The 13,574-nt window shown below is 59.2% G+C and carries 12 protein-coding genes, 3 tRNA genes and 1 pseudogene; 15 read left to right on the plus strand and 1 reads right to left on the minus strand.

Features of this window, described 5'->3' with window-relative positions; genetic code table 11:
- Nucleotides 1–85 precede the first annotated feature (85 nt).
- From truA to EC915_RS08905, 15 genes are all read left to right on the plus strand, one after another.
- Nucleotides 86–910 (plus strand): tRNA pseudouridine(38-40) synthase TruA, encoded by an 825-nt coding sequence (gene truA / locus EC915_RS08835; protein ID WP_133750175.1) that lies wholly within the window; start codon nucleotides 86–88, stop codon nucleotides 908–910.
- Nucleotides 911–969: 59 nt separating this feature from the next.
- Nucleotides 970–1,590: a phosphoribosylanthranilate isomerase gene (locus EC915_RS08840; protein ID WP_133750135.1), complete on the plus strand. Its 621-nt coding sequence runs from the start codon at nucleotides 970–972 to the stop codon at nucleotides 1,588–1,590.
- A 293-nt stretch (nucleotides 1,591–1,883) separates the two neighbouring features.
- Entirely contained in the window at nucleotides 1,884–2,804 is a 921-nt protein-coding gene (gene accD, locus EC915_RS08845; protein ID WP_133750176.1) for an acetyl-CoA carboxylase, carboxyltransferase subunit beta, read from the plus strand.
- Nucleotides 2,801–4,087, plus strand: a complete 1,287-nt coding sequence (folC, locus tag EC915_RS08850) for a bifunctional tetrahydrofolate synthase/dihydrofolate synthase (RefSeq protein WP_133750136.1) — start codon at nucleotides 2,801–2,803, stop codon at nucleotides 4,085–4,087. The genes accD and folC overlap by 4 nt, the downstream gene beginning before the upstream one ends.
- A gap of 3 nt (nucleotides 4,088–4,090) precedes the next feature.
- Nucleotides 4,091–4,795, plus strand: a complete 705-nt coding sequence (locus EC915_RS08855; protein WP_133750137.1) for an SPOR domain-containing protein — start codon at nucleotides 4,091–4,093, stop codon at nucleotides 4,793–4,795.
- A 180-nt stretch (nucleotides 4,796–4,975) separates the two neighbouring features.
- Entirely contained in the window at nucleotides 4,976–5,563 is a 588-nt protein-coding gene (locus EC915_RS08860; protein ID WP_133750138.1) for a CvpA family protein, read from the plus strand.
- A gap of 12 nt (nucleotides 5,564–5,575) precedes the next feature.
- Entirely contained in the window at nucleotides 5,576–7,084 is a 1,509-nt protein-coding gene (purF, locus tag EC915_RS08865) for an amidophosphoribosyltransferase (protein ID WP_133750139.1), read from the plus strand.
- Nucleotides 7,085–7,103: 19 nt separating this feature from the next.
- Nucleotides 7,104–8,315: an O-succinylhomoserine sulfhydrylase gene (locus tag EC915_RS08870; protein WP_133750140.1), complete on the plus strand. Its 1,212-nt coding sequence runs from the start codon at nucleotides 7,104–7,106 to the stop codon at nucleotides 8,313–8,315.
- 24 nt (nucleotides 8,316–8,339) lie between these two features.
- Nucleotides 8,340–9,104 (plus strand): SDR family oxidoreductase, encoded by a 765-nt coding sequence (locus EC915_RS08875; RefSeq protein WP_133750141.1) that lies wholly within the window; start codon nucleotides 8,340–8,342, stop codon nucleotides 9,102–9,104.
- A 186-nt stretch (nucleotides 9,105–9,290) separates the two neighbouring features.
- Nucleotides 9,291–9,366: transfer RNA gene (locus EC915_RS08880), tRNA-Val, on the plus strand.
- 73 nt (nucleotides 9,367–9,439) lie between these two features.
- Nucleotides 9,440–9,516: transfer RNA gene (locus tag EC915_RS08885), tRNA-Asp, on the plus strand.
- 127 nt (nucleotides 9,517–9,643) lie between these two features.
- A tRNA-Asp gene (locus EC915_RS08890) sits at nucleotides 9,644–9,720 on the plus strand.
- Between the two features lie 144 nt (nucleotides 9,721–9,864).
- Entirely contained in the window at nucleotides 9,865–10,815 is a 951-nt protein-coding gene (locus EC915_RS08895; protein WP_133750142.1) for an NAD-dependent epimerase/dehydratase family protein, read from the plus strand.
- A gap of 117 nt (nucleotides 10,816–10,932) precedes the next feature.
- A complete protein-coding gene (gene aroA, locus EC915_RS08900) occupies nucleotides 10,933–12,198 on the plus strand; it encodes a 3-phosphoshikimate 1-carboxyvinyltransferase (RefSeq protein WP_133750143.1) in 1,266 nt (421 codons plus the stop codon).
- 262 nt (nucleotides 12,199–12,460) lie between these two features.
- Nucleotides 12,461–13,303, plus strand: coding sequence for a DUF2242 domain-containing protein (locus EC915_RS08905; RefSeq protein ID WP_133750144.1), 843 nt, complete (start codon nucleotides 12,461–12,463; stop codon nucleotides 13,301–13,303).
- A 176-nt stretch (nucleotides 13,304–13,479) separates the two neighbouring features.
- On the opposite strand, the pseudogene EC915_RS08910 reads toward EC915_RS08905, so the two are convergent.
- Nucleotides 13,480–13,574: pseudogene (locus EC915_RS08910) on the minus strand (threonine dehydratase); the annotation flags it as partial.

Genomic DNA, 13,574 nt, shown 5'->3' on the forward strand with positions numbered 1-13,574 from the left:
CGTATAATGGCCGCCCTTGCGTACATCCACAGGCTTTAAGCACTTGGCAATCAAAGACAACGAGGCAGAAACTGCAGCAGCGGAAATGGCCGTCGAGGGCTTTTCCAGAATCGCCCTGGGTGTGGAATACAAGGGTTCCCGATACAGCGGATGGCAGCGCCAGTCTACCGGCGTGCTGACCGTTCAGGAAACGCTGGAAAATGCCTTGTCCAAAGTCGCCGACTCGCCGGTCTCGCTGATGTGCGCAGGACGTACTGACGCCGGTGTGCATGCCTGTGGCCAGGTCGTGCATTTCGACACTCAGGCACAGAGAACCATGAAGGCCTGGACCATGGGCGCCAACATCAATCTGCCCCATGACATCAGCGTGACCTGGGCCAGGGTCATGCCTGGACATTTTCACGCACGATTCAAGGCCATTGCCCGTCGTTACCGCTATGTGATCTACAACGACCAGATTCGTCCGGCGCATCTGGGGCAGGAGATTACCTGGAATCATCGGCCTCTGGATGTCGAGCGCATGGCGCTGGCAGCGGAGTATCTGGTGGGGACTCACGATTTCAGTGCGTTTCGTGCCGGTCAATGTCAGGCCAAATCACCCATCAAGCAGATCCATCACCTGCGGGTCACCCAGCACGGCAAGATGATCGTCATCGACGTTCGCGCAAACGCCTTCCTGCACCACATGGTGCGTAATATTGCCGGTGTCCTGATGACCATCGGGGCAGGGGAGCGACCCGTGGAATGGGCCGGTGAAGTGCTGGAAAGCCGGGTGCGACGCACAGGTGGCGTGACTGCTCATCCGTTTGGCCTGTACCTGGTGCAGGTCGAATACCGGGACGAGTTCCCATTACCTGAGCGTTATATAGGCCCGCACTTTCTCACAGGCTTCACGGAACTTGGCGGCTGACGCCCGGAACAGCATTTGCTACCATCCGTGACTTTCGCCGGGCTTGAGGTATTCATTACATGTCAGCCGTTCGCAGCAAGATCTGCGGGATTACCTGCATAGAAGATGCGCTGGCCGCTGTAGATGCGGGAGCCGACGCCATCGGCTTCGTGTTCTACCCCAAGAGCCCGCGAGCAGTCACCATCGGACAGGTACAGGCGATCATTGCCCAGCTTCCGCCGTTCGTGAGCACTGTCGGCCTGTTCGTTAATCCTGAGCGTGAAGCGTTGAAATCCCTGCTCGACGCCGTGCCGCTGGACCTGATCCAGTTTCATGGAGATGAAACCCCCGAACAGTGTGAGGGCTACAATCGTCCCTGGATCAAAGCCCTGCGCGTACAGGTCGGGGATGACATTGCCGCCAATTGTGCCGCGTACGACAAAGCCTGCGGCATCCTGCTCGACACCTACGTGGCGGGAGTACCGGGCGGTACGGGGGAAACTTTCGATTGGGCCTTGATTCCAAAACAGCTGAGCAAGCCTATCGTGCTGGCGGGCGGGCTCACTTCGGCCAATGTGTCTCAGGCCATCGCCCAGGTCCGACCTTACGCGGTGGATGTCAGCGGTGGGGTCGAGAAGTCCAGAGGCGTCAAGGATCACGACAAGATTCGGGCTTTCATGAGTGCGGTGCACGGAGCCTGAGGAGAATTTCCGACGGAGTTGCTGTCGATGTGACGGCAGACGGGCGGTTGCCGTCCACTAGCCTGCGGCTGCGGTGAGTTACTGTGGTCGCCAAAATTGATCAGGCGAAGACGTTATACGTCTCGCTGCAAAGAAGTTGAGGGCAATGCCGTGCAATTGTCAGGGCAGCAGGTCAGGCGCCAGCGCCGATCGTTGCAGGCAATTGGCGATATTGCACATGAATTTAGTTTAAGGGCATGCGCGTGGCATCGATCGCCATCGCGCTCTGGCCACCGGTACTGGAGAAAGAAAGCATGAGCAACTGGTTGGTAGACAAACTGATCCCTTCGATCATGCGTTCCGAGGTCAAAAAAAGCTCGGTACCTGAAGGCCTCTGGCACAAGTGCCCTTCCTGTGAGGCGGTGCTTTACCGGCCGGAGCTGGAAAAGACCCTGGACGTCTGTCCGAAGTGCAATCATCACATGCGTATCGACGCCCGCGCCCGTCTGAACATCTTCCTCGATGTCGATGGTCGTCAGGATATCGGCGCCGATCTGGAGCCGGTCGACCGTCTGAAATTCCGCGACAGCAAGAAATACAAGGATCGCCTGATCGCTGCCCAGAAGCAGACGGGCGAGAAAGATGCATTGATCTCCATGAGCGGTACGCTGCTGGGCATGCCAGTGGTATGCAGCGCATTCGAGTTCTCGTTCATGGGCGGTTCCATGGGCGCCATTGTCGGCGAGCGCTTCGTTCAGGCTGCCAATTATGCGCTGGAAAACCGCTGCCCCATGATCTGTTTCGCTGCTTCCGGGGGCGCGCGCATGCAGGAGGCGCTGATCTCCCTGATGCAAATGGCCAAGACTTCGGCTGTGCTGGCCCGCCTGCGCGAAGAAGGCCTGCCGTTTATTTCCGTCTTGACTGACCCGGTGTACGGCGGCGTTTCGGCAAGTCTGGCCATGCTGGGCGACGTGATCGTAGCCGAGCCAAAAGCCTTGATCGGTTTCGCCGGTCCGCGCGTAATCGAGCAGACCGTACGTGAAAAACTGCCGGAAGGTTTCCAGCGCAGCGAGTTTCTGCTGGATCACGGAGCCATCGACATGATCGTTCATCGTCAAGAGTTGCGTCAGCGCCTGGGCAATTTGTTGGCGCAGATGATGGGCCTTCCGACGCCTGAATTCGTTGCTCCGAAAATCGAGCCTATCGTGGTTCCTCCCGCTCCGGCCAACCTATGACCGCACGCTCTCTGAGCGAGTGGCTCGGCTACCTGGAGCAGTTGCACCCTTCGGCCATCGACATGGGGCTGGAGCGCTCCCGACAGGTAGCACTGCAGATGGGGCTGAGAAGGCCTGCGCCTCGTGTCATTACCGTCACCGGCACCAACGGCAAAGGTTCGACCTGCACCTTCGTGGCGTCTTTGCTCAAGGGGCAAGGCCTCAAGGTCGGCGTCTACAGTTCGCCACATCTGGTTCGCTATAACGAGCGGGTCCAGGTGCAGGGCGTCGAGGCCACCGATCAGCAGCTGTGCGAGGCGTTCGCCATTGTCGAACGGGCGCGTGGCGACATTTCCCTGACTTACTTTGAAGTGGGCACCCTTGCTGCGTTCTGGCTGTTCGAGCAGGCAGCGCTGGACGCAGTGGTGCTTGAAGTCGGCTTGGGCGGACGTCTGGATGCGGTGAATCTGATCGATACCGACATGGCGCTGGTCACCAGTATTGGCGTTGACCACCCGGAATGGCTGGGGAATAGCCGCGAGTCGGTGGCGCTGGAAAAGGCCGGGATTTTCCGCGAAGGTCGCCCTGCAGTATGCGGCGATATCGATCCGCCAATACCATTGCTGGATCAGGCACAGGCGTTGAACTGTCCTCTGTCGATTCGCGGCGCTGACTTCGATCTGACCATTGGTGCGACAAGCTGGAACTGGTTCGGCACCGACGCCAGGGGCGAACGGGTGGAGTTGCTCGACCTGCCCTTGCTGGATCTGCCGATGCAGAATGCAGCGCTGGCGCTCCAGGCCTATCTGTTGCTGGATCTGCCTTGGCAGGATGTGCCGTTGCGTCAGGCATTGCTCGGTACGCGAGTGCCCGGGCGGCTGGATCGACGGTTCTTCGAATGGCAGGGCAAGTCGTTGCACATCCTCCTGGATGTGGGTCATAACCCTCATGCGGCGTCGTTTCTGGCTCAGCGGCTGCATCAGCGTCCGGTCAGCGGTAAACGACTGGCGGTGTTCGGTCTGCTCAATGACAAGGATCTGGATGGCGTGCTGGCCGAGCTGCACGATTGCTTTTGCAGGTGGGCGGTTGCGCCGTTACCAACGCCGCGCAGTCGTTCCGGGCAAGATATTGCACAGGCCCTACAGAACCTTGGCGCCGTTGTGACGTCCTACGGCAGTGTCGTGTTGGCGCTTGAAGCTCAATGCGCTCAAGCAACAGCCGACGACGAAATCGTTCTGTTCGGGTCTTTTTATTGCGTAGCCGAGGCCCTGGAATGGCTTGCTGGCGCGTCACGGAGGAAGTGACACATGGCTTTGCTGGATAAGGCGTACAAGCAGCGAATGGTCGGTGCTCTGGTATTGATCGCCATTGCGGTGATCTTTCTGCCGATGCTGTTCTCACGTCAGGACGAAGCACGTCGTGTACAGGTGGACGCCCCCGCAGTTCCCAAGGCGCCCGCTGCCTCACAGATCAAAGTCGACCCTGTGGCCGTTCCTGAGCAGCAACCCCTGCCGCAAGAGCCGATTCCTTCCGACGAAGAACTGGCGCAGCCCGCTCCACCGGTCAACCAGCACCTGCCGTCGATGCCGATCGCGCCCGCACCTGCCAAGTCCGTGGCCTCAGCGCCGCAGGCCAAGACAGTCCCGGCTTCGGGCAAGCCAGCAGTCACGCCGTCTGCCCCCGCGCAGGCTCCGGCAAAACCAGCAGCCACGCCGGCCCCCGTTGCGCCCGCACCCCTGGCGACCGATACCAACCGGGTCGACGCCAATGGCCTGTCGATCTCCTGGGCAGTACAACTGGCCAGCCTGTCCAACCGCGCCAACGCTGACGCGTTGCAGAAAACCCTGCGCACTCAGGGTTACAACGCCTATATCCGCACTTCGGACAACGTGAATCGGGTATTTGTTGGCCCGCTGATCGAGCGCGCCGAAGCCGATCGTTTGCGCGACCAGCTCGACAAACAGCAAAAGCTCAAGGGCATCGTCGTGCGCTTTGTGCCGGAGCGTAAGTAGAAGCCGGCGTTGTCGCCAAATCCTGTGGGCGCGATTGCGCTCCCACAGAGGCTTATTCGACATAAGCCTGCCCCCAAATCCAGGCATTCGCCTTAATTGCCCTCGCTCGCACAATCCGCGCTTACCGCCGGGCCAGCGCTCTGCTAAAATGCGCCGCCTTAACAGTCTGTAGGCTGCAACGTGTCATTTACTCCGGTTGACTGGGCGATCATTGCGATTGTCGCCATCTCCGCTTTGATCAGTCTCAAGCGCGGCTTCGTCAAGGAAGCGCTGTCCTTGCTGACGTGGATCATCGCAGGTGCTGTTGCCTGGATGTTTGGCGGTTCGCTGGCCCAGTATCTGGTCAACTACATCGAGACACCTTCGGCACGCGTGATTGCGGGCTGCACCATTCTTTTCGTCGCCACTCTCCTGGTCGGCGCCATGGTCAACTTTCTTATCGGAGAACTGATACGCGTCACCGGGCTGTCCGGTACGGATCGTTTTCTGGGCATGGTCTTCGGCGCTGCACGTGGCGGCCTTCTGGTTGTGGTAGCGGTGGGGCTGCTGAGCCTGGGCCCGGTACAACAGGATCAATGGTGGCAGCAGTCCCGATTGCTGCCGCAGTTCGTAATGGTCGCTGACTGGTCGAAGAACCTGATTCTCGGGATGTCCAGCAAGTGGCTCGCCAGCGGGATCAGCGTACCTGTTGATATCCCGTTCAAGGATCATCTCCTGCCGTCGTTGACGCCGCAGGATGTGGTCGGTAAATCCAGTTCCACTAAGTAGGGGTTGTGTCGCATGTGTGGCATCGTCGGTATCGTCGGCAAGTCGAACGTCAATCAGGCGCTGTATGACGCGCTTACCGTCCTCCAGCACCGCGGCCAGGACGCTGCCGGTATCGTAACCAGCCATGACGGCCGTCTCTTCCTGCGCAAGGACAACGGTCTGGTGCGTGATGTGTTCCATCAGCGCCATATGCAGCGTCTGGTTGGGCACATGGGCATCGGTCACGTGCGTTATCCAACAGCGGGTAGTTCAACTTCGGCCGAGGCCCAGCCGTTCTACGTCAACTCGCCATACGGCATCACGCTGGCGCACAACGGCAACCTGACCAACGTCGAGCAACTGGCCAAGGAGATCTACGAATCTGATTTGCGCCACGTCAACACCAATTCCGACTCGGAAGTATTGCTCAATGTCTTCGCCCACGAACTGGCGGTGCGCGGCAAGCTGCAGCCAACCGAAGAAGACATCTTCGCCGCTGTAGCCGACGTGCATAACCGTTGCCGTGGTGGTTACGCGGTAGTAGCGATGATCACCGGTTACGGCATCGTCGGTTTCCGTGACCCGGATGCGATTCGTCCGATCGTCTTCGGCCAGCGTCATACCGACGAAGGCGTCGAGTACATGATTGCCTCCGAAAGCGTATCGCTGGACGTGCTGGGTTTTACCTTGATTCGCGACCTTGCGCCTGGCGAAGCGGTGTACATCACCGAAGACGGCAAGCTGCATACCCGCCAGTGCGCGGCTAACCCGAAATACGCCCCGTGCATCTTCGAACACGTCTACCTGGCGCGCCCGGACTCCATCATCGACGGCATCTCGGTGTACAAGGCGCGCCTTCGCATGGGCGAGAAGCTGGCCGACAAGATCCTGCGCGAGCGTCCTGATCACGACATCGACGTGGTCATTCCAATCCCGGATACCAGCCGCACCGCAGCGCTTGAACTGGCCAATCACCTGGGCGTCAAGTTCCGCGAAGGCTTCGTCAAGAACCGTTATATCGGCCGGACTTTCATCATGCCTGGGCAGGCTGCGCGGAAAAAATCCGTGCGTCAGAAGCTCAACGCCATCGAGCTTGAGTTCCGTGGCAAGAACGTGATGCTGGTCGACGACTCCATTGTGCGTGGAACCACCTGCAAGCAGATCATCCAGATGGCCCGCGAAGCCGGCGCCAAGAACGTGTATTTCTGTTCCGCAGCCCCGGCCGTGCGCTTCCCTAACGTCTACGGCATTGACATGCCGAGTGCTCACGAACTGATCGCTCACAACCGCTCCACTCAGGACGTGGCCGACCTCATCGGTGCCGACTGGCTGGTCTATCAGGATCTGAGCGATCTGATCGAAGCGGTCAGCGGTAGCAAAAAGATCAAGATCGACAACTTCGATTGCTCGGTTTTCGACGGCAAGTACGTGACCGGCGACATCGACGAGCATTACCTGAACAAGATCGAGCAGGCACGCAATGACGCTTCCAAGGTCAAGACTCAGGCAGTCAGTGCGATCATCGATCTGTACAACAACTAATTCAGAAGGAGTAGGCGGCATGACTCAGCAATGGGATGCCGGTCGACTGGACAGCGATCTGGAAGGCGTGGGTTTCGACACCCTCGCCGTACGTGCCGGTCAGCACCGTACGCCGGAGAGCGAACACAGCGATCCACTGTTTTTCACCTCCAGCTACGTATTCCGCACGGCGGCTGATGCGGCCGCCACATTTGCTGGCGATCAGCCGGGCAATGTCTATTCGCGCTACACCAACCCGACTGTGCACTCGTTCGAAGAGCGCATCGCGGCGCTGGAAGGTGGCGAGCAGGCTGTGGCGACCTCTACCGGCATGTCGGCGATCCTGGCAACCGTCATGAGCCTGTGCAGTGCGGGCGATCACGTGCTGGTGTCCAAAAGCGTTTTCGGCTCGACCATCAGCCTGTTCGAGAAGTACTTCAAACGTTTCGGCGTGCAAGTGGACTACGTTGCTTTGGCTGAGTTGGCAGGCTGGGATGCGGCGATCAAGCCCAATACCAAACTGCTGTTTGTCGAATCGCCGTCCAATCCGCTGGCCGAGTTGGTCGATATCGCCGCGCTGGCCGAAATTGCCCACGCCAAGGGTGCGATGCTGGTGGTCGATAACTGCTTCTGCACCCCGGCGCTGCAGCAACCGCTGCGCATGGGGGCCGATGTGGTCGTGCATTCGGCGACCAAGTTCATCGACGGCCAGGGTCGCGCCATGGGTGGCGTCGTGGTGGGTCGCAGCGAGCAGATGAAAGAAGTCGTCGGCTTTCTGCGTACTGCAGGTCCAAGCCTCAGCCCGTTCAATGCCTGGCTGTTCCTCAAGGGCCTCGAAACCCTGAACATCCGCATGCGCGCCCACTGCCAGAGTGCCCTTGAACTGGCCCAGTGGCTGGAGCAGCAGAACGGCATCGAGAAAGTGCATTACGCCGGTCTCGAAAGTCATCCGCAGCACGACCTGGCCAAGCGGCAGCAAAAGGCCTTTGGCGCGGTGGTCAGCTTCGAGGTTAAGGGCGGCAAGGATGGCGCATGGCGCTTCATCGATGCCACTCGCCTGATCTCGATCACCGCCAACCTGGGTGATACCAAAACCACCATCACGCATCCGGGCACTACGTCCCATGGGCGCCTGTCGCCACAGGAGCGAGAGGCGGCCGGTATTCGCGACAGCCTGATCCGGGTGGCCGTAGGGTTGGAAGACGTGGCTGATCTTAAGGCTGATCTGGCACGCGGCCTGGCCGCATTGTGAGCATTGCCGGTGAATGAGCTAGTCATGGACGCTGTCGGTGTGCACAACGGTCGCGTTGCGCTGGTAACCGGTGCTGCGCGGGGGATCGGGCTGGGCATCGCCGCTTGGCTGATCACCGAAGGCTGGCAAGTGGTGCTGACCGATGTCGACCGTCGGCGCGGGGAGGTGGTCGCCGGGGTGCTGGGGGACAACGCCTCTTTCATCGCCATGGATGTGTCCAAAGAGGAGCAGGTCGTCCGTGGTGTTGCCCAGATACTGGGCCTGTTCGGCCGTCTGGATGCGCTGGTGTGCAACGCGGCCGTAGCCGATCCTCGCAACACGGTCCTAGAAAGTCTGGGGCTGGCGCACTGGAACCGTGTGCTGGCGGTCAATCTCACCGGGCCCATGTTGCTGGCCAAACACTGCGCGCCGTACCTGCGCGCGCACGCTGGCAGTATCGTCAATTTAAGCTCGACCCGGGCGCGGCAATCCGAACCCGACACTGAAGCCTATACCGCCAGCAAGGGTGGGCTTCTGGCCCTGACGCACGCGCTGGCCATGAGCCTTGGGCCGCAAGTGCGTGTGAACGCCGTGAGTCCCGGCTGGATCGACGCTCGCGACCCTTCTCAGCGTCGAGCCGAACCCTTGTCCGACGCCGATCATGCGCAGCATCCGGCGGGCAGGGTAGGGGTTGTCGAAGACGTTGCCGCTACCGTGGCCTGGCTGTTGTCGAAGAACGCCGGCTTCGTCACCGGACAGGAGTTTGTGGTCGACGGCGGCATGAGCAAGAAGATGATCTACGTCGAGTAACGCAGCTGCGAGCTTCAACTTGCGAGCCGCAAGTGGACAGACAGAGCGAGTCTTATGGCTCGATTTTTCGTTCCTGGCTTCTAGCTTGCAGCCTCCTGCTGAAAACTGCCTTTTAAAAAAAACTTCAAGCAGGCTATTGACTTAGGTTCGGCACCTGCGTAAATTTCGCGGCCTCAGCGAAGCAAAGGGTGATTAGCTCAGCCGGGAGAGCGTCTGCCTTACAAGCAGAATGTCGGCGGTTCGATCCCGTCATCACCCACCATCGTTGAGTGCTTTAAAGTTGTAATGCACGCTGAAGGCTACTGAGATTCAGCAGGACGCAAGTCCAGCACTGCGCAGCGGTAGTTCAGTCGGTTAGAATACCGGCCTGTCACGCCGGGGGTCGCGGGTTCGAGTCCCGTCCGCTGCGCCATATTTTCCAGATCGGGTTTTCAAATCCGGTCTGAGATTAAAAGCCTCGAGCGATTAATCAGTGTTTCACGAAACAGGTATTGAAGCCTGTTTCAACAGAGTTAAACAGATGCAAGTCTGTGCGACATGCAGCGGTAGTTCAGTCGGTTAGAATACCGGCCTGTCACGCCGGGGGTCGCGGGTTCGAGTCCCGTCCGCTGCGCCATACATAGCTTCAAGGCCTTGAACTCCTTGACGCGATAAAGAAAGCGACCTTAGGGTCGCTTTTTTTTGCCTGTAAAAAACCGGCGGGCTGTCGCCGTCTCTGCGTTTATCATTCGTTCAATTCATAGATAGCGAGTTGCACGTCATGCGAGTTCTTGTCACAGGAGCCACCGGCTTCATCGGCACACGCTTGTGTGAGCTTCTGATCAATCAGGCCCACAAGGTTCGGGGTATTTCCAGAAGCGGGAGTGGGGTGGTTGAAGGTGTCGACTATCAGGCGAACGATTTTACCCACGCCCATTCCATCAGCGAGAGCCTGCGCGATATTGACTGCGTTATTCACTTGGCGGGCAGGGCCCATGTGCTGGACAAGCGCAACGATGAGGCAGCGCTTTACCGCTTTGTGAATTGCGATGCCACCCTTCAGTTTGCCCGCCAGGCGCTGGAGGCTGGAGTCAAACGTTTCGTTTTTATCAGTTCAATTGGCGTCAATGGTAATCAGTCGGCGCACCAGCGTTTCACCGAAGACTCCATCCCCTCGCCTGCAGCTGCATACGCACGATCAAAACTGGAGGCCGAAGAGGGGCTAAAAGCCCTGCTGCACACGTCGGATATGCAGTTGGTGATCATCCGCCCGCCGCTGGTTTACGGGGTCGATGCGCCGGGTAATTTCAGAACCTTGCTCAAGGTGGTCGACCAGGGGATTCCCAGTCCCTTTGCCTTGGTGCGCAACGCCCGCAGTCTCATCTCGGTGGATAATCTGGCGCTACTGATTTCCTTGGCGGCGCAACATCCCGACGCGGGTGGACAGTTGTTTCTGGCCAGCGATGGTTCCGATGTCTCTACCGATCAAATCCTCGCCGCCCTGGCGCAAGGGATGGGAGGACGCGGCTGGTCGATCCCGGTGCCGCAGTTCCTGCTGGCAGCACTGCTGAAGCTAACGGGCAAAGGCGATCTGTACACACAGCTGTGCGGTTCCTTGACGGTGGACTCATCAAAAGCGCGCCGGATGCTCGGCTATGAACCGGACATCGATACGCTGAAATCCCTGGTGCGGGTCGGCAAAGAGTACCGCTTGAGCCGACAAAACCCCTAGTAGACACTGATTTTTCCTTCGGAGCGTATAGCGATGCACTGCTGCAGATCGCGGTGATAAATGCCATGATTGGCGGCTTGTTGAAGCGGCGCTGATTTCGATCTGGAGAGCTGGACCATGGGCATGAACCAAACTATCACTGTGATCCCACCGGGTGTGCCGTTGAAGGGGCATGTCGCGCCACCCGGTTCCAAGTCGATTACCAACCGCGCTTTGCTGCTGGCGGCCCTGGCCAAGGGCACCAGTCATCTGCGTGGTGCGCTCAAAAGCGACGATACCCGGCATATGTCCAATGCCCTGCGGCAAATGGGCGTGTCCATCGACGAGCCGGACGACACCAGTTTCGTGGTCACCAGCAGCGGCAGTCTGCAGAATCCCGAGAGCCCGCTGTTTCTGGGCAACGCTGGTACTGCAGTGCGCTTTTTGACGGCGGCAGTAGCCACGGTCAACGGCACTGTCACCCTGGACGGTGACCATTACATGCAGAAACGTCCGATCGGCCCTTTGCTGGAATCGCTTCGCAAGGGCGGTCTGAGCGTCGAGAGCGCCACCGGCTGCCCGCCGGTGATTGTCCACGGTAACGGTTCGATCAAGGCCACGCGCTTTGAAATCGACGGTGGCCTTTCGAGCCAGTACGTTTCGGCATTGTTGATGGTTGCCGCCTGTGGCGATGCCCCTGTTGAAGTCGCACTGACCGGCAAGGAAATCGGGGCTCGCGGCTATATCGATCTGACCCTCGCCTGCATGCGTGCTTTCGGGGCCGAGGTAGAGGTCGTCGACGAAGCGTTATGGCGCGTGGCGCCGACCGGCTACCGTGCCTGCGATTATCAGATCGAGCCGGATGCATCCGCTGCGACCTACCTGTGGGCTGCCGAGGCGCTCACTGCGGGCAAGATCGATCTGGGCGTCGCTGCCCAGGACTTCACGCAGCCTGATGCCAGGGCGATGGAAATGATCGCGCAATTTCCCAACATGCCTGCGGTGATCAACGGCTCGCAAATGCAGGACGCAATACCGACGCTGGCTGTGCTGGCTGCTTTCAATGAAACGCCGGTGCGCTTCGTGGACCTGGCCAACCTGCGTGTGAAGGAGTGCGATCGCGTGCAGGCTCTGTACGACGGTCTGAATCAAGTGCGCCCAAGGCTGGCGACGCTGGAAGGCGATGATCTTTTGGTGGCGTCCGATCCTGGCCTGGCCGGTACCGACAGCCACGCGTTGATCAATACTCACTCCGACCACCGTATTGCCATGTGTTTTGCTTTGGCAGGCCTGAAAGTGTCCGGTGTCCGGATTCAGGATCCCGATTGCGTCGGCAAGACCTATCCAGGCTATTGGCGTGCGCTGGAGTTTCTGGGCGTGCGCCTTGAGCACGGCGAGATTTGAGGCTGTTGTGAGCAAGGCAAGGGAATGACGACCGCCAGTCGACGCTTGCCTGGATATGACGATGTTCCAGTGCCGCGGCTCCCGGATACACAATGCCTGAAACTGCCTGCCAGCGTTGCGTGTGCCTGGTCGGGCAGCATTCAAAGCCTGGATGTATCCATGTGGTTGCAAACTCTGCGTTGATCCGATGTGAGGCTTGTTGCAGACTTATCGGCGTTTTCTTCGGTCCACTGTTCTGTCGACCTTTTCCCCGGGATGTTTGATGTCTAGATTAATGAGCTTTCGTACCGCATGCGGGGCACTCGCCCTGCTGGCCGCCGCAGGCTGCTCGTCCAAGAAACAAACGGTCTACGAGCATGAAAACTTCGACGATGCCGGGACGTTTTCACGCAACTATCCTGTCTCCGACGCAGCGACCTGCGAAGCGGGCCGTCGAGCGCTGTTGAGTCAGGGCTATATCATCACCAGCAGCGATCCGAAATCGATCGCCGGTCACAAGAGTTTTCAGCAGACCGGCGAAACCCACATGGAGATCAGCTTCAACGTGGTATGCGCCGGTGATGGCAGCGCCAATGGCAAAACTACTATGTTCGCCAACGCTCTGCAGGACCGGTATGCACTGAAGAAGGTGAATAACTCTGCAAGCCTGGGCGTTGGTGTGCTGGGTTCGGTGTCGATGCCGATCGGCTCGACCGACGATTCCATGGTCAAGGTGGCCAGTGAAACGGTGGCATCCCCCAAGTTCTACGACCGTTTCTTTGCGCTGGTGGAGAATTTCCTGCCACCCGAGGTGAAGAAGGCTGCTCACATCAAAGAAAAGCCGAAGACGGATCTAGGCATGCCCGAGCCGGTGCCTGCCAAGGCCGCTGCTTTGACAGAGCAAAAACCTGCCGAGACCCCCACAGCTACACCGGCTGCGGCGCCCTTGGCGACACCGACTACACCAACGACCGAGCAAAGCAGTGAGCCAATGCCAGCGCCTGCCGAACCGGAATCGGTAAAAACCGAGTCTGCTGCCCCTGCAGATTCTGCTCCGGCACCGACTCCAGCCGCTGAGTCAGAAACCACCCCGGTAACTGCACCAGAAGTCACGCCTGCGCAGTGATATGGGCGCACGCAGATCGGGTGGTTCGCGATTTCGCCTTTGAGCTCAAAGAAGCGGCAGAATCTGAATCACCTTTATTTCAGATACACCAAGGCCTCAGGTTTTGCTGCCGCTTCGCACCAGATCGCGAGCAAGTTTGCTCCCACGACCAGCGGCCAGAATAGAAGCCGTTCTCCTCAGCCCAGAAACAATCGGTAAGCCGGGTTGTTCGTCTCATCCCAATACGGATAGCCAATCTCTGCCAGCGCCTGTGGCACCAGATGCCGCTCGT

This window comes from Pseudomonas sp. LP_7_YM, assembly GCF_004364435.1.
GTDB lineage: Bacteria > Pseudomonadota > Gammaproteobacteria > Pseudomonadales > Pseudomonadaceae > Aquipseudomonas.